We start from the raw sequence: 26,341 nt of genomic DNA, 5'->3' as shown, positions 1-26,341 counted from the left end.
ACATTTATTAAGAATAGTAGTCCCATTATCCTTCATCAAAGGCAATTTATCACCTCAAGTTCTATAGTTGTTGTGGAAGTTTTTATACAACTATATAGCAGAATAGTGAAAGGCTTGATTTCGAGGTAATCTGTGTTTCCGTTACCATAGATGGAATGTGGAGGTCCGGGAAATGGCTCGCTTTCCGTGGGAGTTCGGTGAGCTTCCTCAGGCTTTTTGCCTTGCGGGATCTCACCATGAACTTTATTCCCACAGGAGTCTCGCCATTTCCCGGACCTCCTTTCAACTGTTTTGAATAACGGAAACGCCTTAGAGGTGAATGATGCTTAATATCTTCATTTTCCTATTGAAGATAAGCCGCAAACTATTTACTGACAGGCTTTATTACTGTAGATAATGATCTCTAACTCTCATTTGATATCGCCTTCAGTTACTAAATACTCTTGCTGGGATTAAATGAGTCCGTTTATGACAAAAAAAGGATGGGTTGGCGGGGAAACGGCGAGACTTCCGCGGGAGAAGGGGCTAGGCAAGACCCCACAAGGAGCACAGCGACTGAGGAGGCTTGCCAGTTCCCCCGCAGGAAAGCGAGTCGTTTCCCCGCCATCCCTAACTCCTATAACGTAACGGACTCAAGAAAGTCTCGAAGCTAAGATTCAAGTTATTGAAGAATGAACATCCATTATTTTGGCTGCTTTTCAACTTAGGTTAAATAAAGCTTAAAAGAAAAACCGCGCTGTTTCATTAGCGCGGTTTCTAGTTCGAATTATTATTAACTTTATCCAATAACATAGCCTGTCAAGAATGCCAATACAAAGAAAAGAACACCGGTTACGATGGTCGCTTTGTGCAGTACAGCATCTATACCACGAGCCTTTTGTTTACCAAATAATTGTTCAGCCCCTCCAGAAATCGCTCCTGAAAGACCGGCACTTTTACCAGATTGAAGTAGAACCAATACGATTAAAGCTATTGTATCAATGGTTAGTAATGTGATTGCAAGTGTTTCCATGATGTGCCAACACCTCCTAAAGACGTACAAATGACTAGATTAAATGTAGCATAAAAGCCCACGTCCATCAAGATAATTCAAACAAAGATATACCACTCATTTTTTTAAAATGAAAATACATTACAATTCATACACAAATACCATTTAAAGAATAATGAATATGACATTGAATTAAATTTAGTTGACTCAGCTAAAGTCGTTTGTCGATTTGCTTCACAGACCTCCTTATTCGATCGAAATTTTCAACCTTACTAGTGGTCAAAAGTACATAGAGTGGTAAAGTCAACAAAAACTACTTTCATATCCGATAATAGCCATCCTCCCATAAGGATGGCTATTTCGCGAACGTTTCTGATTGATTTATGATTGTTTATGAATGTTTTTGATGGTTTATGGTTGATTTATGTAAGGGCTTACCTTATTATAGTAAATAAGATAAGAAAAAAAGGAGGTGTGAGCTCCTTGCTGACTCCCGAGCGACATCAGATCATCTTAAAAACAATCAAAAAGCACCACACCGTTAAATTGAAGGAATTAGTAGATCAGACTGGCGCATCAGAATCAACGATACGTAGAGACTTAGATCAATTGGAGAAAGAAGGACAAATTCGTCGTGTGCATGGTGGGGCTTCATTAAGAAGCTCAACGAGTGATGAACCAACCTTAGGAGAGAAAACTACTAAACACCATGAGGAAAAGATCGCGATCGCCCGCTATGCAGCTTCTTTAATTCATGATGGAGATTGTGTCTTCATTGATGCTGGATCAACGACATACGAAATGATTCCTTTTTTAAAAGCTAATGATATCACGGTAGTTACGAACGGATTAAATCATCTGGATGCTTTGAACGAATACCAAATCAAAACTTATGTATTGGGCGGGTATGTGAAACACCGTACCAGAGCCGTTGTCGGTGCAGGCGCACTCACTAATCTCCAGCAATATCGTTTCGATCAATGCTTTATGGGGACGAACGGAATATCGTTGGAAGGTGGTTATACGACCCCTGACACAGAAGAAGCCGCGGTCAAACAAATGACATTGTCTTTATCTAAACAGCGGTATATTCTCGCTGATCATTCAAAATTTGATGAAGTCGCTTTTTGTAAGTTCGGAAATCTCGATCAGGCAGACATCTTAACGAACTATCAAGGCAGCTTACTTACACACTATAAAGAAAAAACAAATATAAAGGTTGTGACAGCATGATCTATTCGTGTACATTGAACCCTTCGATTGATTACGTAATGAGCGTACATGAATTCGAAGCCGCTGGTTTAAACCGAGCTCATCAAACCTTTTATTATCCTGGGGGTAAAGGAATTAATGTCTCTCGCGTAATGTCAAGATTAGGCGTAGATACAGCTGCTCTGGGCTTTATCGGCGGTTTCACGGGGGAATTTGTAAAAAACTTTTTGTCAAAGGAAAACGTAAGCCATCAGTTTGTTGATACAGGCCAGACTACTCGAGTAAATGTAAAACTGAAAAGTTCCAATGAAACGGAAATTAACGGACCTGGGCCAAATTTAACTGAGAATCACCAGCAAAAGCTGCTTGAACAGGTTCGTTCACTCACAGAAGAAGATACGCTTGTGCTCGCAGGCAGTGTTCCATCCTCTCTTCCTTCGGACTTTTATAATACGATTGCTGACATTTGCTACAAAAATGGAACGAAGTTTGTTGCAGATACATCCGGAGATGCCCTGAAGAACTTGATTGGTCACCCGCTTTTCTTTCTTAAGCCGAATCATCATGAACTTGGGGAACTTTTCTCAACAAACGTGGATTCGATCGACAAAGCTGCCCATTATGCAGCAAAACTTCTAGATGAAGGCGTAAAACATGTGGTCATATCTATGGGGGGAGCAGGTGCCGTTTATGTTGGAGAAAATAAACGTCTTGTAGCTAATGTTCCTAAAGGTAAAGTAAAGAATTCTGTAGGTGCAGGTGACTCTCTTGTTTCTGGGTTTATCGCTGCGCTTCATAAAGGAGAGTCTGTCGAAGAAGCCTTTCGTTATGGCGTAGCCGCTGGCAGTGCAACAGCCTTTAATGATGACTTATGTGAAAGAGATGACGTAGAAAACTTATTAAATGAGATTGCCATTTCTTCAATTAATGAGGAGGGAATTAATCAATGAGAATTACAGACTTACTCACAAAAGACACGATTTTGTTAAACATGTCCGCTTCATCCAAACCTGCAGCGATCGATGAGTTGATTGGGAAGTTGGACCAGGCCGGTAAATTAAATGACCGCGATGAATTTAAACAGGCCATAGAAGCCCGTGAACAGCAAAGTACAACCGGGATTGGAGAAGGCATTGCGATTCCGCATGCTAAAACTGGAGCCGTCAAAGAACCAGCTATTGTGTTTGGGCGGTCTCAAGAAGGCTTGGATTATGAATCGCTTGATGGAGAGCCAACAAACTTGTTCTTTATGATTGCAGCTTCTGAAGGTGCGAACAACGCTCACTTAGAAACGTTGTCACGTCTTTCATCCTTTCTAATGGACAATAACTTCCGTAACAAATTGGAAGAAGCAAAAACGGAAGATGATGTCATCGAGGCAATTAACGCTAAAGAAGCCGAGGAAGAAGGAGAAGAAGAGACAGACAGCGGTGCCGAAAGTAAGATTCTTGCTGTTACGGCTTGTCCAACCGGGATTGCTCACACGTTTATGGCTGCCGATAAATTGAAAGCCACAGCACAAGAAATGGGCGTCAATATTAAAGTACAAACGAACGGTTCTGGCGGAGTGAAAAATCGTCTAACGAAAGAAGACATTGCTGAAGCTGATGCGATCATCGTAGCCGCTGATACAAAAGTCGATATGGAAGGCTTCCACGGAAAACCGGTTATTGAAGTCCCCGTAGCCAAAGCAATCCACGAACCAAGAGATTTGATTGAAAAAGCTGTAAACAAAGATGCACCAACCTATCAAGGTGGCGGCAGCAGCAAATCAGCTGTAGGATCTGAAGAAAAAGGCCAACGTTCCGGTATTTATAAACACTTAATGAATGGTGTTTCTAACATGCTTCCATTTGTCGTTGGAGGCGGTATCCTCATAGCAATATCGTTCTTCTGGGGAATTAATTCTGCTAACCCTGACAGTGGAGAATATAACCGCTTTGCTGAAATGTTAAGTACAATTGGCGGAGCCAACGCCTTCTTCTTACTTGTTCCTGTACTGGCTGGTTTCATTGCGTCCAGCATTGCAGATCGACCTGGTTTTGCCCCTGGTATGGTCGGAGGTCTTATTGCAATTACGCAAACCTCAGCGGAAGGTGCTGGAAACGGATCAGGTTTCTTAGGCGGTTTGATTGCCGGTTTCTTAGCAGGTTATATTACGTTAGGCGTTAAGAAAGCTCTTGAAGGACTTCCTGCTGTTTTAGATGGATTGAAGACAGTTCTCTTCTATCCAGTTCTATCGATTTTCGCAACAGGAATGATCATGTTACTCATCAATCCTGCACTAACAAGTGTTTACACTTGGTTGTTTGATTTGCTTGACAGCATGAGCGGGACAAACTTAGCTCTATTAGGACTCATAGTAGGCGGTATGATGGCTGTCGATATGGGGGGACCTGTAAACAAAGCAGCCTACACATTCGGAATCGCTGCTCTTGAAGCGAATAACTACACCTTTATTGCAGCAGCTATGGCCGGTGGTATGGTTCCACCACTTGCAATGGGACTTGCAACTACTTTCTTTAAAAATAAATTTACAAAACAAGAACGCGAAACAGGTAAAGCCGCTTATCCGTTAGGCGCATTCTTTATCACAGAGGGAGCGATTCCATTTGCCGCAGCTGACCCTGCACGTGTCATTCCTTCTATGGTCGCAGGAAGCGCTCTTGCAGGAATGCTGACGATGTTATTTGGTATCGGACTACGTGCCCCTCACGGAGGGATAATTGTGGCACCACTGGTAGAAGGTGGATTCATGCAGATTGTTCTTTATCTCGTCGCAATTGCCGCAGGCTCAATTCTTGGAGCAATTGTGGTAGGATTCTTGAAAAAAGACCTTAAAAAGGCTTAAAATAATAAAGTTAGGGTAATCCAAAAAATATATACTTTTTTTAGGAGGAATCATAATGGTAGAAAAAACATTTACAATTACATCCTCAGATGGTGTACACGCACGCCCGGCAACTGTACTTGTACAAAATGCAGGAAAGTACGAGTCAGATATCAACTTACATTATAAAGAAAAGGCTGTTAACCTGAAATCCATCATGGGTATCATGAGCCTGGGAATCCCTTCTGGAGCAGAAGTGAAGATTACTGCTGAAGGAAGTGACGAGCAAGAAGCGATCGATCACTTAGCGACAACTATGAAGAACGAAAGCTTGGGGGAGTAAACGAATGACACAGCTTCAAGGTATTGCAGCTTCCAGCGGTATTGCCATTGCGAAGGTGTACCGTCTGGAAACTCCAGACCTCACATTCAGTAAAGACAAAATTGACCAGCCAGACCACGAGGTAAAACGCCTGCATGAGGCCCTTGAAACATCGAAGTCTGAATTGGAAAAAATTAAAGAGCACACGAAGAAATCCCTGGGAGATGAGCATGCTGAAATCTTTTCTGCTCACCTGCTTGTGCTTAGTGACCCTGAACTTATTCAGCCTATTGAAGATAAAATAAAAGCTGAAAACGTGAATGCAGAAGCTGCCCTTCACGAGACAGCCAATATGTTCATTGATATGTTCAAAAACATGGATAATGAATACATGCGTGAACGCGCAGCAGATATCCAGGACGTAACAAAGCGTGTCATGGCCCACCTATTAAACGTTACGTTCCCTGATCCTGCCTTAATCAATGAAGAAGTGGTCATCGTTGCTGACGACTTGACTCCTTCTGATACAGCTCAGTTGAACAAGCAATACGTCAAAGGGTTCACTACTGATATTGGCGGACGTACCTCCCACTCGGCAATCATGGCTCGGTCTCTTGAGATTCCAGCTGTCGTTGGAACAAAGAATATCACTTCTCAAGCAGAGAAGGATGTCATGATCATCGTCGATGGGATTAATGGAGACGTTATTGTTGATCCTACTGATGAGCAAGTTGAAACATACAAACAGAAGCAAGTCGATTTTGAAAAGCAAAAACAAGAATGGGCTAAGCTAAAAGACGAACCTACCGTTACCTCAGAAGGTGATCATGTTGAGCTTGTAGCTAACATTGGAACTCCTGATGATGTAGAAGGTGTTCTAAACAACGGTGGTGAAGGCGTTGGTCTTTACCGTACTGAGTTCCTTTATATGGGTAAAAGTCAACTTCCGACAGAAGAAGAACAATACGATGCGTACTCTTCTGTGCTGAAACAAATGGGAGACAACCCTGTAGTCGTTCGTACACTGGACATCGGCGGAGATAAGGAACTTGATTATCTTGACCTTCCAGATGAAATGAACCCGTTTTTAGGGTATCGCGCGATTCGTCTCTGCTTAGAACGTGATGATATCTTCCGTGTTCAGCTGCGCGCCCTTTTACGTGCAAGCGTACACGGCAATCTGAAGATTATGTTCCCAATGATTGCAACGCTTGAGGAGTTCCGCCAGGCGAAAGCAATTCTTGAGGAAGAGAGAGAAAAGCTGACCAATGAAGGCAAAGAAGTGGCAGAAGATATTGAAGTCGGAATGATGGTTGAAATCCCTGCTACTGCAGTCATCGCTCGACAGTTTGCCAAAGAAGTGGACTTCTTCAGTATCGGAACCAATGACCTTATTCAATACACAATGGCTGCAGACCGTATGAATGAACGAGTTTCATACTTGTATCAGCCTTATAATCCAGCCATCCTAAACTTAATTAACAATGTTATTGAGGCTGCACATGCAGAAGGTAAATGGGCTGGAATGTGCGGAGAAATGGCTGGAGATGAAATCGCCATACCAATTCTGCTCGGTCTAGGCCTTGATGAATTCAGCATGAGTGCTACATCTATTCTTCCTGCACGTACGCAAATTAGAAACCTTTCTAAGAAGGAGCTTGCTTCTTATAAAGAAGAAATCCTTTCTAAAGGTACAGCTGAGGAAGTTGTTGAATTCATTAAAGAAAAGACCCAATAATTGTAGTCATCCTAAAATTCTTGTGGCACAATAAGACGTGTGTAGAGAATTCATACTCTCTTGCAACGTTTTTGCAAAGAAAGCGAAGTGTTAACATGACATTTACGATCATCATGATTGTATGTATTGCCATTGTTTTAGGAATTGCTGCCATGTTCGGTTTTGCTGTTTCCAAAGGGTATGACTACAAACATACAGTGGATCCGCATCCGGATGAATTAGATGATAACGATATTAGAAACAACCATAATAAAAGCTGACGTCATCAAATAGACGTCAGCTTTTTCTTTTACCTTGTTTAGTATCCATAAAAAAGCGTAATGATCATTTCACCAAAAAGTGTTATAGATAAGAGCATTGACTTACCATTTACTTAACTCAACAAAGAGTTCCAGGAAACGATGATGCTCCTCCAGGATGATCATACTTGCTAAGACCGCGGAGGTTCACTGTGCGCACAAGGAAAGCGAACCGTTTGCCTGACTTTTTTCTCTACAATGATTCATACAACGCCAAAAGCGTTATATAAAAGGATCATCTCTTAATTCGTATTTATCATCAATAGGAACTCTTAACTTTGGTTTTGGTATTTGCCGTGGATACCCCATCTGCAATACAGCCACAAGCTTATAGCTGGAAGACTCAATGCCTAACGCTTCAGCGAATAATGGATCATCAAGGTATGGACTCGTCATCCATAAAACTCCAATCCCTTTTTCCCACGAGAGCAATTGGACATTTTGAATGTACGCACAAACCGCAGCATAATCTTCCTCATATTTATGAAAGTCCTCATCTTTTTCCATATATACGAGTGCATGATGAGGAATTTTATTCAGGAACTTCCTTATCCCATCTTTCATTTTTTCAGCTTTTTCATCGTTTGAGAAAAATCCTTGTCGTTCGTAGCTCTCTAAAACGAGCTCAGCGTAGTCTTCTTTCCCATTCTCTTGTAACATGATGATGTTCCATGGCTGTTTCATACGATGGGTGGGCGCCCAAGTAGCTTTAGCAAAAACATCTTTCAGACTGGATTGGCTGATGATCTTTTCTTTAAAATCGTGAATCGACCGGCGTTGTACAATGGCTTCTTCCAAATGCAACTGCCCACCTCCTTTAAAACAACCTGGTTAGCTGGTACCCCATTAAATAGGCCCACTCTCGCAAAAAAAATGGAAGTTTTGTTTCTAAAGATTCGTATGCGGAATACTTCGTGGGTACGCCTGTGACATCCATCCCCTTACTTCGAGCTACACCTACGGCTCTTTTCAGATGAAACTGATCACTTACTAGAAGGTAAGAATCAATGCCTTGTCCTTTTGCTACTTCTTGAGCATTGACCAGATTATCTTCTGTCACAAGGGATTTGTCCTCAATTAAAATATCTTCTATAGGTACTCCTTGATCTAAGGCGTACATTTTTCCTACCTCAGCCTCCGATGAAGCAGCGTTCTTACTCACACCGCCTGTGAACACCAGGTAGTTCACTTTGCCTTGCTTATATAGCTCTATGCCTTGCTTAAGACGTCCTTTAAACACTGGACTTGGCTTTCCGTTCCACTGAGCGGCCCCAAGCACAATGGCTGCATCAGCTTTTGGAATATCCTCTTCTTCCCCATAAGTCCATAAACTATAGGCTGTATAGAGGCCATAGGCTACTGCAATAATTAGTACAAATCGTAGTATTCGTTTCATGTTTCTGTTTCTCCTACTCCTTGTTGTCTATACACCATTTTACCATAGAAAAAAGCCTCTCTGAACATTCAGAGAGGCTTGTAACATAAATTTTATTTATTCAGGTTGTAGAATGCTTTTTCGCCTGCATATTCTGCAGTTCCAAACAGCTCGTCTTCAATACGAAGAAGCTGGTTGTACTTCGCAACACGGTCCGTACGGGACGGAGCACCAGTCTTGATTTGACCAGAGTTTGTTGCAACAGCGATATCAGCAATTGTCGCATCTTCTGTTTCCCCAGAACGGTGGGAAATGACAGCTGTATATCCGGCGCGCTTCGCCATTTCGATTGCCTGGAATGTTTCTGTAAGTGTACCGATTTGGTTCACTTTAATCAGGATAGAGTTTCCAACACCTTGCTCAATCGCACGGCCCAGTTTCTCAGTGTTCGTTACGAACAAGTCGTCTCCTACTAATTGAACACGGTCACCGATGCGGTCAGTAAGAAGCTTTGTACCTTCCCAATCGTTTTCATCAAGACCATCTTCAATCGAGATGATTGGATATTTGTTAACTAGCTCTTCGTACCAGTCAACCATTTCTTCAGAAGAACGCACAACACCTTCACCTTTGAGGTTGTACTTGCCGTCTTCATAAATTTCAGAAGAAGCTACGTCCATCGCAAGCTTAACTTCTTCGTTTGGCTTGTAGCCAGCTTCTTCGATCGCTTCAATGATCGTAGAAAGTGCTTCTTCGTTAGACTGGAGGTTTGGTGCGAATCCACCTTCATCACCAACACCCGTGTTGTAGCCTTTATTCTTAAGCACTTTTTTAAGAGAGTGGAAAATTTCGGCACCCATACGAAGTGCTTCTTTGAATGTTGGAGCGCCAACAGGCATAATCATGAATTCTTGGATGTCCACGTTATTATCTGCGTGCTCTCCTCCATTAAGGATATTCATCATTGGAGTTGGAAGAGTAGATGCAGTGAAACCTCCAAGGTATTTGTAAAGAGGAAGACCTACAACGTCAGCTGCTGCATGCGCGCAAGCCATGGAGACACCAAGAATTGCGTTCGCACCTAGGTTTCCTTTGTTTTCTGTACCATCAAGGTCCATCATTAGTTGATCGATGATCACTTGCTGAGTAACATCCATGCCAAGTAGTTTTGGAGCGATTTTTTCATTTACATTCTCTACAGCTTTCTCTACACCTTTACCAAGGTAGCGGTCTTTGTCACCGTCACGTAGTTCTACTGCTTCGTATTCACCTGTGGAAGCACCACTTGGTACAAGTGCAGTACCGAATGCTCCAGATTCCGTATAAATTTCAACTTCGACAGTTGGGTTACCACGAGAGTCCAGGACTTCACGTGCATAAACGTCTGTAATATATGGCATTTAATATCTCTCCCTTATTTTTTGATTAGTGTTTTTCCAGTCATTTCTTCTGGCTGATCTACATTCAGAAGTTCAAGCAGAGTTGGTGATAGGTCTCCAAGGATTCCTCCATCACGTAATTCTACGCCTTCTTTTGTAACAATCACAGGCACTGGATTTGTCGTATGAGCAGTCATAGCATCTCCGTCTGGGGTCGTCACCTCGTCAGAGTTCCCATGGTCTGCTGTAATGATGGCGTGACCGCCTTTTTCATGAATCTTATCAACGATCTTGCCTAAGCATTCATCTACAGCCTCAATCGCCTTGATGGTAGGCTCAAGCATTCCTGAGTGTCCAACCATATCAGGGTTTGCGAAGTTCAGGATGATCGCATTGTGTTTCTCCGCATCCAATTCACCAAGTAAAGCGTCCGTGACTTCATAAGCACTCATTTCAGGCTTAAGATCGTAAGTGGCAACTTTCGGTGAATCGATCAAGATGCGCTCTTCTCCATCGAACTCTTCTTCCCGTCCCCCACTCATAAAGAATGTGACGTGAGGATATTTTTCAGTTTCTGCGATACGCAGCTGTTTCATACCGTTATTAGCAAGAACTTCTCCAACCGTGTTTTTCAAATCGTTCGGCGGAAAGGCCACTTTGCTGTTTACTGCATCGCTGTACTGAGTCATACCGACAAAATGAATATTCCTAGGAGCTTGATCTCCACGATCAAAATCCTCAAAATCATCATTCGCGAACGTACGGGAAATTTGAATCGCTCGGTCAGGTCTGAAGTTGAAGAATACGATAGAGTCTTCATCTTCTACCTTGCCGATAGGTTGATCCTTTTCATCTGTCAAAACGACAGGCTCAACGAATTCGTCATACACTTCATTTTTGTAAGAATCGTCAATCGCTTGAATCGGATCTTTATAAGTCGTGCCTTTTCCATAAGCAATCGCGTCATAAGCTTTTTTCACACGATCCCATCGATTGTCACGGTCCATGGCATAGTAACGTCCAGCGATGGTAGCCAGCTGACCGACACCGATTTCTTCAATCTTATCTTGAGTTTGCTTGATATAAGTTTTCGCAGACTGCTGACCTACATCACGTCCGTCTAGGAAAGCATGAACATACACTTTATCCAGACCTTCTTTTTTCGCAAGCTCAAGGGTGGCAAACATGTGATTGATGTGGCTGTGAATACCACCATCAGAGAGAAGCCCAAATACATGCAGCGCTTTATTTTTTTGCTTCGCTTGACGAACAGCATTTAACAGAACTTCATTCTCGAAGAAGTCGCCTTCACGTACCGACAAGTTGATACGAGTCAAACTTTGATAAACAACTCGTCCTGCACCAATGTTTAAGTGACCAACTTCCGAGTTTCCCATTTGACCCTCTGGAAGACCGACAGCTTCTCCGCAAGCCATTAGCTGAGAATGAGGAAACTGGCTCCAATAACGATCAAAGTTAGGGGTGTTAGCTTGTTTGACAGCATTGCCATACTCTTCTTCACGAATGGCATAGCCATCAAGAATAATTAAAGCGGCTAAGTTTTGCTTACTCATGCTTACCTGCCTCCACTAGTTTTAGGAAAGAGTCTGCTTCTAAGCTCGCTCCACCTACAAGGGCACCGTCAATATCGGACTGGGAAAGAAGCTCATCAACGTTCGCCGGTTTTACACTTCCTCCATACTGAATACGTACAGCATCTGCTGCATCAGCATTAACAAAGTTACTTACTACTTCACGGATATGCGTACATACTTCATTCGCTTGTTCTGCTGTAGCTGTACGGCCTGTACCAATTGCCCAGATAGGTTCATAAGCGATGATCGTTTGAGCACACTGCTCATTTGTTAGACCTTCAAGTGCTTTCTTTACTTGAGACTCTACATGATCCATCGTTTGATCAGCTTCACGCTGTTCAAGAGATTCACCTACACAGATAATCGGAGTCAAGCCATGTTTGAAAGCAGCATGAACCTTCTTGTTGACGTCTTCATCTGTTTCTTTGAAAATCTCACGGCGCTCGGAGTGGCCAAGAACAACATACTTAACACCTAGCTCTTTCAGCATAACTGGGCTCACTTCGCCAGTAAACGCGCCGCTTTCTTCAAAATGCATGTTTTGCGCACCGATTTCAAGGTTTGTACCTTCCGTTTCTTCCACTAGCTTTTGAAGAAATGGGAACGGAGCACATACAACAGATTCCACTTGATCTGCAGATGGAACTTCATTTTTAGCTGTTTGAATAAAATCTTCCGCTTCGCGGTGAGTTTTATTCATCTTCCAGTTTCCTGCAATTACTTGTTTACGCATGTCAACTTCACCTCTCCTTAATTATTTATCGTTGAGTAGAGCGACTCCTGGAAGTTCTTTTCCTTCCATGAACTCCAAGGATGCGCCGCCTCCCGTTGAAACGTGATCCATGTCATCGGCAAAACCGAACTTCTCAACTGCTGCTGCGGAGTCACCGCCGCCAATCACGCTATAACCTTCGGTCTCAGCGAGTGCATTTGCGACAGCTTTTGTGCCGTTGGCAAACGTTTCAAGTTCGAATACGCCCATCGGTCCATTCCATATGACAAGCTTGGACTCTTTGATGATTTCTGCGTATTTCTCTCTCGTTTTTGGCCCGATATCCAGGGCTTCCCAATCGCCAGGGATACTGTCAATGGCTACTTCTCTAGTGTTAGCTGAATCAGAGAAATCATCTGCAACGATAACATCTTCAGGCATATGGAATTTCACGCCTTTTTCTTCAGCCTTTTTCATATATTCATTCGCCAAGTCAATCTTATCTTCCTCTAATAAAGATTTACCGATTTCATGACCTTGCGCTTTTACAAAGGTGTAGGCAAGCCCTCCACCGATGATTAAGTGATCTACCTTATCGATGAGGTTGTCGATTACCCCGATTTTGTCTTTTACTTTTGCTCCACCGATAATCGCCGTGAATGGGCGCTCCGGATTAGAAAGAGCATTGCTGAGCACGTTAATTTCTTTTTCCATAAGGAAACCAGCTACAGCCGGCAAGTGTTCAGCTACTCCTGCTGTTGAAGCGTGGGCGCGGTGAGCTGCACCGAAAGCGTCATTGACATAAAGATCTGCCATATCTGCAAATGCTTTTGCCAATTCAGCATCATTCTTTTCTTCACCTGGGTGGAAGCGTACGTTTTCAATCAACAATACATCTCCATCTTCCATTTCAGATAAAGCCTTGTTCACTTCGTCTCCATAAACTTCATCTGTTTTCGTAACGGTTTGCCCAAGCAAGTCGCTCAAGCGCTTGGCTACGGGATCCAAACGAAGCTCTTCAACGACTTCACCTTTTGGACGTCCAAGGTGACTGGCAAGAATAACTTTTGCGCCATTTCCGGTCAAATGCTTGATTGTCGGAAGTGCTGCCTTGATTCTCGTGTCATCTGTTACTTCTTCTCCACTCATTGGAACGTTAAAGTCTACACGGCAAAAAACAGTTTGTCCTTTAACTTCAACATCACGAATTGTTTTCTTATTCATGAAAAGACAACCTCCTTGGTTTGTGGTCAGGTTCATCGCCTGCCCATATGTACGTTTCCACTGATTCTGTCAGTGAAAACGCCCAGAAGCAGGAACCATGAAAACATGGATAAAGGAGGAGGACATGAGACCCCCTCCTTTATCAATCTAGCTCGATTGCTACCGAACTTTTATTTATTATAGTCCTTGGTTTTTAAGATAAACAGCAAGATCTACACAACGGTTGGAGTAACCGAACTCATTGTCATACCAGGAAACAACTTTAACCATGTTGTTTTCAAGAGTAAGAGTAGATAGACCGTCGATAATAGAAGAGTGCGTGTTTCCATTGTAGTCTGAAGAAACAAGCGGCTCATCACTGTAGCCAAGGATTCCTTTAAGGTTACCTTCTGCTTCTGCTTTAAGCGCTTCGTTCACTTCTTCTGCAGTAACATCTTTCTCAAGTTCTGCAACGAAGTCTACGATTGATACGTTTTGAGTTGGTACACGCATAGCCATTCCGCTAAGCTTGCCATCAAGTTGTGGAAGTACTTTCGCAACCGCTTGAGCAGCACCAGTTGTTGTAGGGATGATGTTTTGAGCAGCTGCACGAGCACGACGATAATCTTTGTGTGGAAGATCAAGAATTTGCTGATCGTTCGTGTAAGAGTGAACAGTTGTCATCATACCGCGTTTAAGACCGAATTTATCATCAAGTACTTTAGCATATGGTGCCAAGCAGTTCGTTGTACAAGAAGCGTTAGAAATCACGTGGTGAGAATCTTTGTCGTATTGATCTTCGTTTACACCCATTACGACTGTAAGATCTTCTTGCTTCGCTGGTGCAGAGATAATTACTTTCTTCGCACCTGCATCCAAGTGTTTCTTCGCATCGTCACGTTGTGTGAAACGACCTGTTGATTCGATAACGATATCAACACCAAGATCTCCCCAACCAAGTTGAGCTGGATCTTTTTCAGAAAGTACTTTGATTTCTTTGCCGCCTACGATTAGGTTGTCACCGTTCGTTGTCACTTCTTCAGAAAGAGTGCCATGAACAGTATCGTATTGAAGCAAGTGTGCTAGCATGTTCGCATCAGTCAAGTCGTTTACCGCTACTACCTCAACATCGTTATTTTTCAATGAAGCGCGGAAAACGTTACGTCCGATACGTCCAAAACCGTTAATACCAATTCTTACAGTCATGTAAAATTCCTCCTTAGGATTAAATACAAAAATTTATTTAAAGGGAAAATCCCTTTATTAACTCTTCAGCTGCACCTTCATCCGTAATCAGAACATTGCTTTGTCCTGGCTGGAAATAAGATGCGATCGCTTGTGCTTTAGAACGTCCTCCAGCTACTGCAATGACATCCTTCGCATGCTTCAAATCCTCTAATTGCAACCCCACGGTACGGACTTTATGAACGATTTCACCTTTGGTATTAAAATAATAGCCAAAAGCTTCACCAACCGCTTCATTCCGTTTGATTACTTCCATTTGTTCAGGGGATGTCTTTCTTCGTTCTGCCATTGTGATGGCATCACCGACACCGTGAATAACAATTTCAGCATTGCGAATAATGTTAAGCACCTCTTTGATCGAAGGTTCCTCAATAATCGTATGGTAGGATTCTTCACTCAATGGATCGGGTACATACAACATACGATAATCTCCGCGTGCTTTTTTGGCCATTTCCGCACAAATCGTGTTGGCTTGATTTTCGACCCTTTCGCCCAGTCCGCCTCGAGCGGGTACGAAGAGACATTTACCGGCACTGTTAAACGGGGTCATCATCTCAGCCACAGCGGCCATAGTTGTACCGCCTGTAATGGCAATGGCCTGATCTGGCAGGATTCGTTCTTTTAAGTACTGGACACAAGCTTTGCCCATGTCTTGTTTTACCCATTCGAGCTCATCACTATCACCCGGAACAACAACCACATGGTCTAGGTTTAATTTATCCTTTAATTGTTGTTCTAAAACCTTGATCCCTTTAACATCTTTGATAAATTCAGCTAGCTGCTCAAGGATGTTTTGCCCTTCATATGTGAGATGCATACCACGTGAAGTAATTTCAACGATTCCTTGACGATTCAGGAAGTCTACCTCACTCCGTACCGTACGTTCAGCTAACTCGACACTTTCTGCCAGAGCACGACGGCCGACGGGCTGCATGATTTGGATATGATACAACAGTTGATAACGCCGCTGCATAACATCCAGGACTTCAGGGAACAATCTCTTTTGTAGGTCGATTAAAGCTCTCATGGAAAAGCTCCTTTATTGTCATTCCACTAACTGGGATAAATTATGTCCCGGCCAGTCATATTCTGTCCCGCTTGGAGCAAAAAAATATCCTTATCACATTTTTATCTTAACAGTGGGGATAAGCCTGTGCAAGCGTAATCCACCTGTTTTTTAATGTAAACGCTTTTTTATACTAAAGTAGTCGATGCTTCGGTATTCCATTTCTTCTCCATTAACGATGATCACAGGGATTTCAAACATATACTTCTCCATAAGATCTTCATCGCTTTCTATATCTACTTCCTCACGCTCAATAGAAAAATCCAACTCTAACAGATCAATTAAAGATTCTACTTCTTCACAAAGAGGACAGCGGTCCTTTTTGTACATAATTATTTTATTCATAGCTCACCCTCCTCGTCCTCCCTCCATTTTAGCAGATGATGGGTGGAGATGGATGCTCTAAACAAAACAATAGAGCACGCTTTTAAGACGCGTGCCCCCTGTCATCATAGAAACCATTATCGATTTTCAGTTCGCGTTTCTGTAAGAATTCCGTCAACTCTTCGCCTGCATAATCTTTCGGAGTCCGCTTCAATAATTCATAATTGAAGGACAACTTCTGCTGATGCTGCATATCAAACACATGAATCCGTCTGCCTTCCGTAACCTGTTCAGTAGACAACATTTTGTAACGGATTAAGTTTGTCATAAATACCCCTTTTCTTTAACAAAAGCGAAAAGCGCCTAATTAGCTTATTTCATTATATCATAAGTAGTCGAATTAAAAAACTATAGTAGAATATCTTTTACCTTTATTATCTGTACATGGTTTGTAAAGATAATGTATCATTCAATTTTAAATAACATAAATGTTACCACTATGAAATTATTTTAATATAGTAAAGGAGGAAGAATGATTGACAATTTTCACCAAAAAAGCCACGCTTCTATATAGAAGCGTGGCTTTTAAAATTTTAGCGCGCCTGAGAGGATTCGAACCCCCGACAGACGTAGAACCGGAATCTACCGCTCTATCCAACTGAGCTACAGGCGCAAGAAACGACATGCAAATAATATTATAGTAATTTCATGTGAAAAACGCAATAGTTTTTGTTGATCTTCTTATTTCTATTCCATAAAATTCTTATTACATACGTTTATACAGATAGATTTAGGGAATGATGGTAGAAGAAAACTCGCAGAAATAGGTTGATCGTTTTGTTTGACCTTTTCTGACCTTAATTGTATGATGAATATATTCCATCATAATTAATTGATGATAAGGAGGAAACCACAATGAATTTAGTCCCTACAGTTATTGAACAAACAAACCGCGGAGAACGTGCCTACGACATATACTCCCGCTTACTTAAAGACCGGATTATTATGCTAGGAAGTCCGATCGATGACAATATCGCTAACTCTGTTGTCGCTCAGCTTCTATTCTTGGCTGCAGATGACCCGGATAAAGACATTTCCTTGTACATCAACTCTCCAGGTGGTTCAATCACGGCTGGTATGGCAATTTTCGATACCATGCAGTTCATTAAACCAAATGTATCAACAATTTGCACAGGCATGGCTGCATCAATGGGTGCTTTCCTGCTTAATGCTGGAGAACCTGGGAAACGTTATGCACTGCCAAACAGTGAAGTGATGATTCACCAACCACTTGGCGGTACCCAAGGTCAAGCTTCTGACATCGAAATTCACGCAAAACGAATCATTAAAATGCGTGAAAAACTAAATAAAATCCTTGCAGAACGTACAGGTCAGCCTTTAGAAATCATTGAGCGCGATACGGACCGTGACAACTTCATGTCCGCACATGAAGCTGTAGAATACGGGTTAATCGATAAAGTTATGGATAAGAAAGCAGACCAATAAGTAGTTCGTAAAAATCCGCTGTGTAGTCACAGCGGATTTTTCTTATATTATGGGAACGTTCCCGTAAACTTTACGTTCATATTTTCACAAATAACGATAAAAATTTAAGACTCTTTTACATAAGCAGACAATTCTTCTAAAGCTGTCTCTTCATCCGAGCCATCAGCAATTAATGTGATTTCTTCACCTGTACCGACAGCTAGGCTCATCAACCCCATAATACTTTTAGCGTTGACTCTTTTCTCATCTTTTTCAATGAAAATATCTGAACTGAAGCGATTGGCTTGTTGTACGAACTGGGCAGCAGGTCGTGCTTGTAATCCTGTTTCAAGTTCTACTGTAATGGACCGTTCAATCACCTATCATTCTCCTCTCTGTTTCAACAACATAATCTTTGGAAAGCGCATTCATAACATACGGAAGAAAAACGCTTCCGTTTTATAGAAAGCGTTAATAATTGTAATCCATTATAGCATGAATAGCTAATGAAAAACATTAATTTCGTGAGTTTTCTGTAACTTCTCCACGTCGAACTTTTTCAGCAAATTCATCTATTTTTCGAAGACGATGATTAATGCCTGATTTACTAATAGGGGAACCAGATACATATTCTCCAAGTTCTTTTAGAGAAACTTCCTGATATTGCAGCCTGAGGGTCGCAATTTCCTGTAGCTTATCCGGCAGGGCTTCAAGACCAACTGTTCTTTCGATAAATTTGATATTTTCAACTTGTCTAAAAGCAGCACCGATCGTTTTATTTAAATTCGCTGTTTCGCAATTGACTAAGCGGTTAACCGAGTTACGCATATCCCTTACAATACGGACGTCCTCGAATTTGAAGAGAGCCTGATGAGCACCGATATTACTAATCAGTTCGGTAATTTTATCCGCTTCTTTCAAATAAGTGATATATCCTTTCTTACGACTCAACGTCCTTGCATGAAGACCGAATTGATTCATAAGCTTACACAACGCCTCGTTGTGTTCCTCATCAGAAGAATAGATCTCCAGGTGATAAGAAGACGTCTCAGGATTGTTTACGGAACCTCCGGCTAGAAAAGCCCCTCTCAAATAAGCTCGCTTACAACATGTATCTTGAAGGAATTTCTCAGGGATGTCAGGGTTGATAGAGAGAGGGCCATTGAGTATTTCCAGATCATTTAGTACTTCGTCCGCCTTCTCTTTCATTCTGACAATATAAACGTTATTCTTTTTCAACCTCATCTTTTTACGAACAAGCAGTTCGACAGGATAAGGATATAATTTTTTTATTAACATATAGATTCTTCTTGCTATGGCTGCATTTTCAGTTTGTACATCAAGTACATATTCTCGATTGGATAAAGAAAACGTCCCGTTCATCCTCACAAGTGCAGCAAGTTCTGACTCCAAGCAGCACGTTTCCGCTTCCACGTTTGTCAGTTCTTTTTTAATCTCTGATGCAAATGACATAGATGTCCACCCCCTCTGGCCAAGTGTTCCTTTTATAGCATAGAGTGTAATAATTTTGCTAATTTATCTGTATCGTGACGCAGCATAGACTGGCTATGGTCTATGATGTCTTCTTCTATAACTTGTATCCCCATAGACTTGACCCTCTCGATATCATAAACGACAGGCTCTGCTTTTTCACGGGCATACGCTTTTTTGAGGCCTTGATCTATAGGCTTATTATGAACGACAATCGAATTAATGACTCCTTTTCCGACGTGATCGAATAAAGCCTGCAAGTGATCTCCGGCTGTGTACCCGGATGTTTCCCCTTTTTGCGTCATGACATTACATACGTAAGTGACATGTGCTTTTGTTTCTCTGAGAGCCTGTCCAATCTCAGGAATAATAATGTTCGGCATAATGCTTGTGTATAAACTCCCTGGAGCAATTACGATCAAATCGGCAGACTTGATTGCATTCACAGCTTCCGGCAGAGGCTGTACAGGAGTTGGACTGACATAAACTCGCTTAATGCGTTTATTCTGCTTTGGAATACTCGATTCTCCTGTTACAACAGTTCCGTCTTCCATTTCCGCATGCAGGTTCATGGAATGATTTGCGATCGGATAAATGTTCCCCCGGACATTCAATACCCTGGAGATTTCTTTTATTCCCTTATAAAAGTCCCCTGTCATCGATGCCATAGCGGCAAGCAACAGGTTTCCCATGGAGTGTCCGGATAAGCTCGGGCCATTGTTACTGACAAAACGGTGCTGAAAAAGCTCAAGCAGCATCGGTTCAGCATCCGACAAGGCAGCTACTACATTGCGGATATCACCAGGGGCAGGAATCGCCATTTCTGTTCGAAGCCTTCCCGAACTGCCTCCATCATCAGCAACGGTAACGATAGCTGACAGATCAATCGGCAAATTTTTTAGTCCTCTGAGGAGAACAGGCATACCTGTGCCTCCCCCAACGACGACTACACGAGGTTCCTCTTTATTTGCCATTGATTACAAACCCTTTCTCTTATCTATATCTCTGTGAGTCACATGTGTAACAAAATCTCCGCCGAAATACTCACACAAGTATTCTGCTAAAGCTACCGATCGGTGCTGGCCGCCAGTGCATCCGATCGCAACAACTAGCTGGCTCTTGCCTTCCTTCTTGTATTGAGGAAGCATAAACTGAAGTAAATCTTTCAACTTCTCTAAAAACTTCTGCGTATCTGACCATTTGAAAACGTACGATGATACTTCCGTATTCAACCCTGTCAAAGGTCGCATGTGTTCCACATAGTGAGGATTGGGCAAGAAACGGACATCGAACATTAAATCAGCATCGATCGGTACTCCGTATTTAAATCCAAAGGAGACCATCTGGACAGAAAATACCTGCTGCTCTTGCTGACGATACCGTTCAATAATTCTCTCGCGAAGCTCTTTCGGCTTGAGACTAGTTGTATCAATGATTGTTTGAGAGCGCCCTCTCAGTTCATCAAGCAGTCTGCGCTCCTTACGAATTCCTTCTAATGGCAATCCTTCTTTCGCGAGCGGGTGTGAGCGTCGAGTTTCTTTGTAACGGGATACAAGCGACTGATCCTCAGCATCCAGGAACAAAATATGTTCTTGAATCCATTCTTCTTTTCCAAGACGATCTAAAGAATCAAAAAGCGATTCAAAAAACTCTCTTCCTCTTAAGTCCATCACCAAGGCGACATTTTGAATGTTGTTCGTAGAATCCTTCATCAATTCCAGGAATTTCGGTAATAGAGCAGGCGGGAGATTGTCCACACAAAAAAAACCGAGGTCTTCAAAGCTTTGAACGGCTACGGTCTTTCCTGCTCCTGACATACCAGTAATAATTACTAATTGAGTATTGTTCGCATCTTCTCGCATCCTCGATCGCTCCTCATTAGTCAGGTCGTGACGGATCTACATCCTGGTCAATCAGTTTGAAATCCGTCGTATATACAAATGTTCCATAAACTTGCTCATCACTGTTTAGAATGTGCCTGAATATATGCCGATCGCCCTCTGCCATCGGCTTTGTCAGCACTTCCTCAACAGGAACCCATTCCAATTCTCCTTCTTCACTTACTTCTAATAAGTCACCGGAATAAGATGTGCTGTAAAACGTGAACATCATCCATTCCTGCTTCGTCTGCTGATCTTCACGCATGACAAAAGTGAAAGATCCTCTTAACTCTGGGTTTTCGATAAGAAGTCCAGTTTCTTCTTGGAATTCTCGGATAGCAGAATCTTTAATATTTTCTCCTGCCTCCATTTTACCGCCAGGAGCTACGTACCAGCCCCTTCTCGGTTTCTTCAACATTAATACATGATCATTCACTCTTAATATACAATTTGATACACGTTGCAAGGCTGTCACCTCATTTTCTATCTAGAGGGCATCTTTACCCATTATACAATGAATATACGAAACCCTACAATATTATGATTGACTCTTTCAAAAAGCACAAAAAAAAGACACAGGTGATAAGCACCTGTGCTAATAGAGATCTATCTATTAAAAGGGGGTCAATTAATCATTTTCATTTTAACTGATAATTGTTTCACCCGTGTTACAGCAGAGTTAAAATGTAATGACTTTTAGTTATTGACCGTTTTTAATTCTTCAAGAAGATTCTCAATATAGTGCTGTGCAGATTGAGCAGCGATACTGCCGTCTCCAGTAGCCGTTACGATTTGACGCAACTCTTTTTCACGGATGTCACCAGCCGCAAAAATACCAGGTACTTTCGTTTCCATTTTTTCATCTGTTTCAATATACCCTTGTTCATTGGTAATGCCGAGGCTTTCAAATGGCTTACTTAGTGGATTCATGCCGATATAGATGAACGTTCCATCCGTACCGAACTCATATTCTTCATCTGTTTTCTTGTTGTACAACGTAACACTACCGACTTTTCCATCTTTGTCATTGATGCTTTTCACAACAGTGTCCCAGATAAAGTCGATTTTTTCATTATCAAAAGCACGGTCTTGCAGAATTTTCTGTGCACGCAATTCATCACGACGGTGAACAATGGTGACTTTGCTTGCAAAGCGTGTCAAATAGACACCTTCTTCAACTGCAGAGTCTCCGCCGCCGACAACAACAAGTTCTTTATTACGGAAAAAGGCACCATCACATACAGCGCAGTAAGAAACTCCGCGTCCACCAAGTTCTTTTTCACCTGGAACACCAAGTTCTTTATACTGTGCACCGGTCGTAATGATGACCGTACGAGCCTTGTATTCTTTGTTTCCAGCCTTCACGATTTTATATTCTTTCCCATCCACGACTTCTTTAATATCACCATAGGCATATTCTGCACCAAATTTTTTAGCGTGTTCAAACATTTTATTAGAAAGGTCCGGTCCAAGGATACTTTCATATCCTGGATAGTTTTCTACGTCTTCTGTGTTTGCCATCTGTCCTCCTGGAACACCACGTTCGATCATTAACGTATCCAGATTGGCACGGGACGTATAAACAGCTGCTGTCATACCAGCAGGACCGGCACCTGCGATAATTACGTCATAAATACGATCTTCAGACATCCAATATCACTCCTTACAACTACCTTTATCTAAGTTGTTATTTTCATGTACATATCATAGTAAATCATACGAAAACCGTCCATTAATGTGCTTAAAACGAAAAGTGCAGAGGGGGCTGGGAAAGGTATGAAGTTCGATTAAGATCGGCACGTCCTGTGCCAACATCGAACTGACCCTACTCTTAAGGTTCCTCGACAAGCATAAGACAAGCAACGCAATAGGCTTGGTCTTTGCCCATGAAGCTGCTTGTCTAATAACCTTTAATAGTTGAAAGATTGTCGTATTTCAATAAGCAAATAGCTGCCCGTTGATTACTGCTCCATCCAAGGTCCGCCTTCCTTACTCAAAGAGGGGAACTGCTGGCAGCCCTTCTCCCATAGGGTTAAAGCTTTCGATGGATTTCCTGTATGGTAAGCGGCAATACTATACCATTTATAATAGACTCTCCGTCGAACAACTTGTTTATCCCTTAGCACGTTAAAACGCTCGACTGCTTCTTGATACAGTCCAGCTCTTGCCAGCGTTTCGGCTACAGCTAACTTCTGCTGTTCATGCATAGGGAATACGTTCTTCAAAAGTTCAATATGAACGTGAGCTTTTTCTTTCAATCCTTGCTTTAAAAGAAAGGTTGCTAGATTTACGTGACTTTGAATATTGCCTGGATTCTTTTCCAGCCATTCTTCTTCGATATCCATAGCTTCCTGCTGTTCACCATTCATAAATAGGGCATACGCATATTTATGCTTTGCCAGCTTGAATTCAGGAAACAATTGCATCATTTCTTGGAGGACAGTGAGTGCGTGCTCCCACTCCTCATGCTCCAGATGATAAAAGGCGGTCTCTTGGTAGACTAAAAGTTCATCTTCGTCATCAAACGCCCAGTCATCTTCGTCCTCGTCTTCACTTTCCTCAAGCGAGTTAAGCATCTCCAGTAATTGGTTGGCAGCTTCTTCAAACTCGCCATCTTCTTGCTGCTCAAGATACGTTTCTACATATTTTTTTGCATCATTCAATAAGCCCAGGTGCGCATAATTGTTAGCCATCAAGTAGTAGCAGTCCACATATTCCTTACCGAACTTCGCTAATACTTCTGTTAACAGTTGATTTGCGGCATGATAAGAACCAACTTCCGTATAGACAACAGAAAGTTGGCAAGGATACAAGGGCTCATCTGGAGCAGTTTCTATTGCTTTTTTCAGCCATTTGACAGCAGCGTTAAAACGACGTTTTTGGAAGGCTTGTATACCGTGGGAAAAATAGAATTTTCCGGACGGTATAAATGGAATGATGTTTGTGTTATCTTCCGCTACTGTACTGTTTAGTGATGTCGTCATGACTGTCCCCCTATTTCCGTAACAGATCTCACTAATAATGGAGTATAACATAGATAAAGCTTTAGAAATAGGAGAAACATGTCAAATTTTTATGAATGTCGTCGTTCGAGAACAGATAATACGTTATCAAGCGGAACATTTCGGTCCGTTAAGAGCATTAATAAGTGGAAGAGTAAGTCCGCCGACTCTAAAGCCAATTCCTCTGGGTCATCATTTTTTGCTGCAATAATAACTTCGCCTGCTTCCTCTCCGATTTTTTTCGCTATCCGATCAACACCTTCCTGAAACAATTGAGCAGTGTAGGAACCCTCCGGAAGTTCAGCCTTTCGCTCAGCAAGTACTTCCTGAAGTTGATCGATAATTTGATAACGGTTCTCTTTCGGTTCCGTATTTTCTTCCATGAGGGATTCAGAAAAACAACTGTAATCTCCCTTATGACAGGCAGGACCTGCAGGAATAACTTCTACAAGGATAGCATCCTGGTCACAATCATATCGGAGATCAGTAACCTTTTGGGTGTTTCCGGAGGTCTCGCCCTTATGCCACAATTCCTGGCGGGAACGGCTGAAGAAGACCGTTTCTTTCATTTCAAGGGTTTTTCTCAAAGACTCCTCATTCATGTAAGCGAGTGTAAGCACTGCCTTCGAGCGTGCGTCCTGCACGATCGCTGGAACGAGCCCTTTTTCATCAAACTTAATCTCATCTATATTCATCGTACGACAACTCCTTTCTCACTAAGGTACCCTTTTACACTTTCTACCGATGTTTCTTTATAGTGAAAAATAGAAGCAGCTAAAGCAGCGTCTGCATCTACTTCTGTGAACACTTCATAGAAGTGTTCGCTCTTACCCGCTCCACCAGATGCGATCACAGGTACTTGAACAACTTCTTGTACTGCTTTTAACAGAGGAAGATCAAATCCTGTTTTCGCTCCATCTTGATTCATAGAAGTTAATAAAATTTCTCCAGCACCTAAACGCACAGCTTCCTGAGCCCAGTCCGTTACTTTCCAATCTGTTGCCGTCCGGCCGCCATGTGTATAAACGATCCAAGTTCCTTGTTCTTCATCATAGCGAGCATCAATGGCTACAACGATGCATTGACTGCCAAAATAGTCCGCCCCTTCGGTAACGAGTTCGGGTCTTTTGACAGCGGCAGAATTCAACGAAACTTTGTCTGCTCCGTTCCGCAACGTTTCCTTAATATCCTCTAGTGTCCGGATCCCGCCTCCGACTGTGAATGGAATCGCGAGCTCCGAAGCAACGGCACGAACGACATCAATCATTGTCTTTTTCCCTTCATGTGTAGCTGAAATATCAAGGAATACCAGCTCATCTGCACCCTGCTCATCATATACTTTAGCCAGTTCAACAGGATCTCCTGCGTCTCTTATATCGACGAATTGAATTCCTTTGACAACGCGGCCCTCTTTCACATCCAAGCATGGAATGATTCGTTTCGACAACATCAGCTTCCCTCCACTTCTAAGGCTTCAGCCAAGGTAAAGCGTTTCGAATATAGTGCTTTTCCAACAATCGAACCAATGACGTGCTGATCTTTATATTCCTTCAGCTTGTAAAGGTCCTCTAGACCCTGAATTCCTCCTGAAGCGATAACGTTAACTCCTGTGACTTCCCCTAATCTGACAATTTCTTTTACATTCGGGCCTGACAACATGCCGTCCTTAGCTATATCCGTATAAATGAACGTTGTTGCGCCTGCCTCTGCCAATTCCAGTCCAAGATCTACAGCCTGGATCTCTGACTTTTCAAGCCAACCCGCTGTAGATACGTACCCGTCACGGGCATCGAGGCCAATCGCAATTTGGTCGCCGTATTGACGAAGCAGGTGTTTGGTCATTTCGATGTCTTTCACAGCCAGGGAACCGATAATAACCCGGTCAACCCCCTGGTCTAAATAAAAGCGGACATCCTCTTCAGAACGGATGCCTCCTCCGATTTGAACTTTGCAATCTAGTTCCTTAGCTACACGAAGAACATGTTCGGCATTTTGTTTTGAACCTGCTTTGGCTCCGTCAAGATCCACCATATGAATCCAGGAAGCTCCGGTTTCAGCAAACTCTTTAGCTACCTCAAATGGATTTTCTCCATAAACGGTCTCTTTATTAAAATCCCCTTGTTCTAAACGGACACATCTGCCATCTCTCATATCGATGGCTGGGTAGATAGTAAAACTCATCGTAAAACTCC

At 42.3% G+C, this 26,341-nt stretch carries 28 protein-coding genes and 1 tRNA gene; 7 read left to right on the top strand and 22 right to left on the bottom strand.

Annotated elements, in window-relative coordinates:
* Positions 1 to 778: 778 nt before the first annotated feature.
* Positions 779 to 1,012, bottom strand: coding sequence for a preprotein translocase subunit SecG (gene secG / locus HM131_RS06975; RefSeq protein ID WP_085029071.1), 234 nt, complete (start codon positions 1,010 to 1,012; stop codon positions 779 to 781).
* A gap of 462 nt (positions 1,013 to 1,474) precedes the next feature.
* Between secG and HM131_RS06970 the strand changes: the two genes are divergently transcribed.
* The 6 genes from HM131_RS06970 (at position 1,475) to ytzI (ending at position 7,353) form a co-directional block, all read left to right on the top strand.
* Positions 1,475 to 2,224: a DeoR/GlpR family DNA-binding transcription regulator gene (locus HM131_RS06970; protein WP_085029070.1), complete on the top strand. Its 750-nt coding sequence runs from the start codon at positions 1,475 to 1,477 to the stop codon at positions 2,222 to 2,224.
* Complete coding sequence (pfkB, locus tag HM131_RS06965) at positions 2,221 to 3,153, top strand: 1-phosphofructokinase (RefSeq protein WP_085029069.1); 933 nt, start codon at positions 2,221 to 2,223, stop codon at positions 3,151 to 3,153. The genes HM131_RS06970 and pfkB overlap by 4 nt, the downstream gene beginning before the upstream one ends.
* Complete coding sequence (locus tag HM131_RS06960) at positions 3,150 to 5,054, top strand: PTS fructose transporter subunit IIABC (RefSeq protein WP_085029068.1); 1,905 nt, start codon at positions 3,150 to 3,152, stop codon at positions 5,052 to 5,054. The genes pfkB and HM131_RS06960 overlap by 4 nt, the downstream gene beginning before the upstream one ends.
* A 55-nt stretch (positions 5,055 to 5,109) precedes the next feature.
* Positions 5,110 to 5,376: a phosphocarrier protein HPr gene (locus tag HM131_RS06955; RefSeq protein WP_035543352.1), complete on the top strand. Its 267-nt coding sequence runs from the start codon at positions 5,110 to 5,112 to the stop codon at positions 5,374 to 5,376.
* Positions 5,377 to 5,380: 4 nt separating this feature from the next.
* On the top strand, positions 5,381 to 7,093 hold the full coding sequence (gene ptsP, locus HM131_RS06950) for a phosphoenolpyruvate--protein phosphotransferase (RefSeq protein ID WP_085029067.1): 1,713 nt from the start codon (positions 5,381 to 5,383) through the stop codon (positions 7,091 to 7,093).
* Between the two features lie 95 nt (positions 7,094 to 7,188).
* Positions 7,189 to 7,353, top strand: coding sequence for a YtzI protein (gene ytzI / locus HM131_RS06945; protein WP_085029066.1), 165 nt, complete (start codon positions 7,189 to 7,191; stop codon positions 7,351 to 7,353).
* A 261-nt stretch (positions 7,354 to 7,614) separates the two neighbouring features.
* On the opposite strand, the gene HM131_RS06940 is transcribed toward ytzI, so the two are convergent.
* From HM131_RS06940 to HM131_RS06890, 11 genes are all read right to left on the bottom strand, one after another.
* Positions 7,615 to 8,196, bottom strand: coding sequence for a nitroreductase family protein (locus HM131_RS06940; protein ID WP_085029065.1), 582 nt, complete (start codon positions 8,194 to 8,196; stop codon positions 7,615 to 7,617).
* A 13-nt stretch (positions 8,197 to 8,209) separates the two neighbouring features.
* Positions 8,210 to 8,788: a YdcF family protein gene (locus tag HM131_RS06935; RefSeq protein WP_085029064.1), complete on the bottom strand. Its 579-nt coding sequence runs from the start codon at positions 8,786 to 8,788 to the stop codon at positions 8,210 to 8,212.
* A gap of 92 nt (positions 8,789 to 8,880) precedes the next feature.
* On the bottom strand, positions 8,881 to 10,167 hold the full coding sequence (eno, locus tag HM131_RS06930; protein ID WP_085029063.1) for a phosphopyruvate hydratase: 1,287 nt from the start codon (positions 10,165 to 10,167) through the stop codon (positions 8,881 to 8,883).
* A 14-nt stretch (positions 10,168 to 10,181) separates the two neighbouring features.
* Complete coding sequence (gene gpmI, locus HM131_RS06925; RefSeq protein ID WP_085029062.1) at positions 10,182 to 11,720, bottom strand: 2,3-bisphosphoglycerate-independent phosphoglycerate mutase; 1,539 nt, start codon at positions 11,718 to 11,720, stop codon at positions 10,182 to 10,184.
* Positions 11,713 to 12,474: a triose-phosphate isomerase gene (gene tpiA / locus HM131_RS06920; RefSeq protein ID WP_085029061.1), complete on the bottom strand. Its 762-nt coding sequence runs from the start codon at positions 12,472 to 12,474 to the stop codon at positions 11,713 to 11,715. The genes gpmI and tpiA overlap by 8 nt, the downstream gene beginning before the upstream one ends.
* A gap of 21 nt (positions 12,475 to 12,495) precedes the next feature.
* Positions 12,496 to 13,677 carry a phosphoglycerate kinase gene (locus tag HM131_RS06915; protein ID WP_085029060.1) on the bottom strand — a complete coding sequence of 394 codons (1,182 nt, stop codon included), beginning with the start codon at positions 13,675 to 13,677 and terminating at the stop codon, positions 12,496 to 12,498.
* A gap of 177 nt (positions 13,678 to 13,854) precedes the next feature.
* The gene (gene gap, locus HM131_RS06910) at positions 13,855 to 14,862 is read right to left on the bottom strand and encodes a type I glyceraldehyde-3-phosphate dehydrogenase (RefSeq protein ID WP_085029059.1); all 1,008 of its coding nucleotides are present in this window, start codon (positions 14,860 to 14,862) and stop codon (positions 13,855 to 13,857) included.
* A 37-nt stretch (positions 14,863 to 14,899) separates the two neighbouring features.
* Positions 14,900 to 15,928: a sugar-binding transcriptional regulator gene (locus HM131_RS06905; protein WP_085029058.1), complete on the bottom strand. Its 1,029-nt coding sequence runs from the start codon at positions 15,926 to 15,928 to the stop codon at positions 14,900 to 14,902.
* A gap of 150 nt (positions 15,929 to 16,078) precedes the next feature.
* Positions 16,079 to 16,312 (bottom strand): glutaredoxin family protein, encoded by a 234-nt coding sequence (locus HM131_RS06900; protein WP_085029057.1) that lies wholly within the window; start codon positions 16,310 to 16,312, stop codon positions 16,079 to 16,081.
* A gap of 82 nt (positions 16,313 to 16,394) precedes the next feature.
* A complete protein-coding gene (locus HM131_RS06895) occupies positions 16,395 to 16,619 on the bottom strand; it encodes a hypothetical protein (protein WP_085029056.1) in 225 nt (74 codons plus the stop codon).
* A 269-nt stretch (positions 16,620 to 16,888) separates the two neighbouring features.
* Positions 16,889 to 16,964, bottom strand: a tRNA-Arg gene (locus HM131_RS06890).
* A 218-nt stretch (positions 16,965 to 17,182) separates the two neighbouring features.
* On the opposite strand from HM131_RS06890, the gene clpP reads away from it, so the two are divergent.
* Positions 17,183 to 17,797, top strand: coding sequence for an ATP-dependent Clp endopeptidase proteolytic subunit ClpP (gene clpP / locus HM131_RS06885; protein WP_269749130.1), 615 nt, complete (start codon positions 17,183 to 17,185; stop codon positions 17,795 to 17,797).
* 104 nt (positions 17,798 to 17,901) lie between these two features.
* On the opposite strand, the gene HM131_RS06880 is transcribed toward clpP, so the two are convergent.
* The 10 genes from HM131_RS06880 to hisA all read right to left on the bottom strand — a co-directional run bounded on the left by HM131_RS06880 (position 17,902) and on the right by hisA (position 26,330).
* Positions 17,902 to 18,156: an HPr family phosphocarrier protein gene (locus tag HM131_RS06880; protein WP_085029054.1), complete on the bottom strand. Its 255-nt coding sequence runs from the start codon at positions 18,154 to 18,156 to the stop codon at positions 17,902 to 17,904.
* Between the two features lie 136 nt (positions 18,157 to 18,292).
* Positions 18,293 to 19,249 carry a DNA-binding protein WhiA gene (gene whiA / locus HM131_RS06875; RefSeq protein ID WP_085029053.1) on the bottom strand — a complete coding sequence of 319 codons (957 nt, stop codon included), beginning with the start codon at positions 19,247 to 19,249 and terminating at the stop codon, positions 18,293 to 18,295.
* Positions 19,250 to 19,281: 32 nt separating this feature from the next.
* Entirely contained in the window at positions 19,282 to 20,241 is a 960-nt protein-coding gene (locus HM131_RS06870; RefSeq protein ID WP_085029052.1) for a gluconeogenesis factor YvcK family protein, read from the bottom strand.
* A gap of 3 nt (positions 20,242 to 20,244) precedes the next feature.
* Positions 20,245 to 21,129 carry an RNase adapter RapZ gene (rapZ, locus tag HM131_RS06865; protein WP_085029051.1) on the bottom strand — a complete coding sequence of 295 codons (885 nt, stop codon included), beginning with the start codon at positions 21,127 to 21,129 and terminating at the stop codon, positions 20,245 to 20,247.
* Between the two features lie 16 nt (positions 21,130 to 21,145).
* Positions 21,146 to 21,622, bottom strand: a complete 477-nt coding sequence (locus tag HM131_RS06860) for an 8-oxo-dGTP diphosphatase (protein ID WP_408607119.1) — start codon at positions 21,620 to 21,622, stop codon at positions 21,146 to 21,148.
* Between the two features lie 221 nt (positions 21,623 to 21,843).
* Positions 21,844 to 22,797 carry a thioredoxin-disulfide reductase gene (gene trxB, locus HM131_RS06855; RefSeq protein WP_085029049.1) on the bottom strand — a complete coding sequence of 318 codons (954 nt, stop codon included), beginning with the start codon at positions 22,795 to 22,797 and terminating at the stop codon, positions 21,844 to 21,846.
* 311 nt (positions 22,798 to 23,108) lie between these two features.
* On the bottom strand, positions 23,109 to 24,131 hold the full coding sequence (locus tag HM131_RS06850) for a tetratricopeptide repeat protein (protein WP_085029048.1): 1,023 nt from the start codon (positions 24,129 to 24,131) through the stop codon (positions 23,109 to 23,111).
* Positions 24,132 to 24,220: 89 nt separating this feature from the next.
* Entirely contained in the window at positions 24,221 to 24,844 is a 624-nt protein-coding gene (gene hisIE, locus HM131_RS06845) for a bifunctional phosphoribosyl-AMP cyclohydrolase/phosphoribosyl-ATP diphosphatase HisIE (protein WP_085029047.1), read from the bottom strand.
* Positions 24,841 to 25,599: an imidazole glycerol phosphate synthase subunit HisF gene (hisF, locus tag HM131_RS06840; protein ID WP_085029046.1), complete on the bottom strand. Its 759-nt coding sequence runs from the start codon at positions 25,597 to 25,599 to the stop codon at positions 24,841 to 24,843. The genes hisIE and hisF overlap by 4 nt, the downstream gene beginning before the upstream one ends.
* A complete protein-coding gene (gene hisA, locus HM131_RS06835; RefSeq protein ID WP_085029045.1) occupies positions 25,599 to 26,330 on the bottom strand; it encodes a 1-(5-phosphoribosyl)-5-[(5-phosphoribosylamino)methylideneamino]imidazole-4-carboxamide isomerase in 732 nt (243 codons plus the stop codon). Before hisA ends, hisF begins: the two co-directional genes overlap by 1 nt.
* Positions 26,331 to 26,341 lie beyond the last annotated feature (11 nt).

The organism is Halobacillus mangrovi (assembly GCF_002097535.1).
In the GTDB taxonomy this organism is placed as follows: Bacteria; Bacillota; Bacilli; order Bacillales; family Halobacillaceae; genus Halobacillus; species Halobacillus mangrovi_A.
This window is presented reverse-complemented; position numbering and strand designations above follow the sequence as displayed.

Excerpts from the sequence above, each read along its gene's own strand:
- secG (WP_085029071.1), bottom strand. The coding sequence starts at position 1,012 with ATGGAAACACTTGCAATCACATTACTAACCATTGATACAATAGCTTTA.
- pfkB (WP_085029069.1), top strand. The coding sequence starts at position 2,221 with ATGATCTATTCGTGTACATTGAACCCTTCGATTGATTACGTAATGAGC.
- HM131_RS06960 (WP_085029068.1), top strand. The coding sequence starts at position 3,150 with ATGAGAATTACAGACTTACTCACAAAAGACACGATTTTGTTAAACATG.
- HM131_RS06955 (WP_035543352.1), top strand. The coding sequence starts at position 5,110 with ATGGTAGAAAAAACATTTACAATTACATCCTCAGATGGTGTACACGCA.
- ptsP (WP_085029067.1), top strand. The coding sequence starts at position 5,381 with ATGACACAGCTTCAAGGTATTGCAGCTTCCAGCGGTATTGCCATTGCG.
- ytzI (WP_085029066.1), top strand. The coding sequence starts at position 7,189 with ATGACATTTACGATCATCATGATTGTATGTATTGCCATTGTTTTAGGA.
- HM131_RS06935 (WP_085029064.1), bottom strand. The coding sequence starts at position 8,788 with ATGAAACGAATACTACGATTTGTACTAATTATTGCAGTAGCCTATGGC.
- eno (WP_085029063.1), bottom strand. The coding sequence starts at position 10,167 with ATGCCATATATTACAGACGTTTATGCACGTGAAGTCCTGGACTCTCGT.
- gpmI (WP_085029062.1), bottom strand. The coding sequence starts at position 11,720 with ATGAGTAAGCAAAACTTAGCCGCTTTAATTATTCTTGATGGCTATGCC.
- tpiA (WP_085029061.1), bottom strand. The coding sequence starts at position 12,474 with ATGCGTAAACAAGTAATTGCAGGAAACTGGAAGATGAATAAAACTCAC.
- HM131_RS06915 (WP_085029060.1), bottom strand. The coding sequence starts at position 13,677 with ATGAATAAGAAAACAATTCGTGATGTTGAAGTTAAAGGACAAACTGTT.
- gap (WP_085029059.1), bottom strand. The coding sequence starts at position 14,862 with ATGACTGTAAGAATTGGTATTAACGGTTTTGGACGTATCGGACGTAAC.
- HM131_RS06905 (WP_085029058.1), bottom strand. The coding sequence starts at position 15,928 with ATGAGAGCTTTAATCGACCTACAAAAGAGATTGTTCCCTGAAGTCCTG.
- HM131_RS06900 (WP_085029057.1), bottom strand. The coding sequence starts at position 16,312 with ATGAATAAAATAATTATGTACAAAAAGGACCGCTGTCCTCTTTGTGAA.
- HM131_RS06895 (WP_085029056.1), bottom strand. The coding sequence starts at position 16,619 with ATGACAAACTTAATCCGTTACAAAATGTTGTCTACTGAACAGGTTACG.
- whiA (WP_085029053.1), bottom strand. The coding sequence starts at position 19,249 with ATGTCATTTGCATCAGAGATTAAAAAAGAACTGACAAACGTGGAAGCG.
- HM131_RS06870 (WP_085029052.1), bottom strand. The coding sequence starts at position 20,241 with ATGGCAAATAAAGAGGAACCTCGTGTAGTCGTCGTTGGGGGAGGCACA.
- rapZ (WP_085029051.1), bottom strand. The coding sequence starts at position 21,129 with ATGCGAGAAGATGCGAACAATACTCAATTAGTAATTATTACTGGTATG.
- trxB (WP_085029049.1), bottom strand. The coding sequence starts at position 22,797 with ATGTCTGAAGATCGTATTTATGACGTAATTATCGCAGGTGCCGGTCCT.
- HM131_RS06850 (WP_085029048.1), bottom strand. The coding sequence starts at position 24,131 with ATGACGACATCACTAAACAGTACAGTAGCGGAAGATAACACAAACATC.
- hisIE (WP_085029047.1), bottom strand. The coding sequence starts at position 24,844 with ATGAATATAGATGAGATTAAGTTTGATGAAAAAGGGCTCGTTCCAGCG.
- hisF (WP_085029046.1), bottom strand. The coding sequence starts at position 25,599 with ATGTTGTCGAAACGAATCATTCCATGCTTGGATGTGAAAGAGGGCCGC.
- hisA (WP_085029045.1), bottom strand. The coding sequence starts at position 26,330 with ATGAGTTTTACTATCTACCCAGCCATCGATATGAGAGATGGCAGATGT.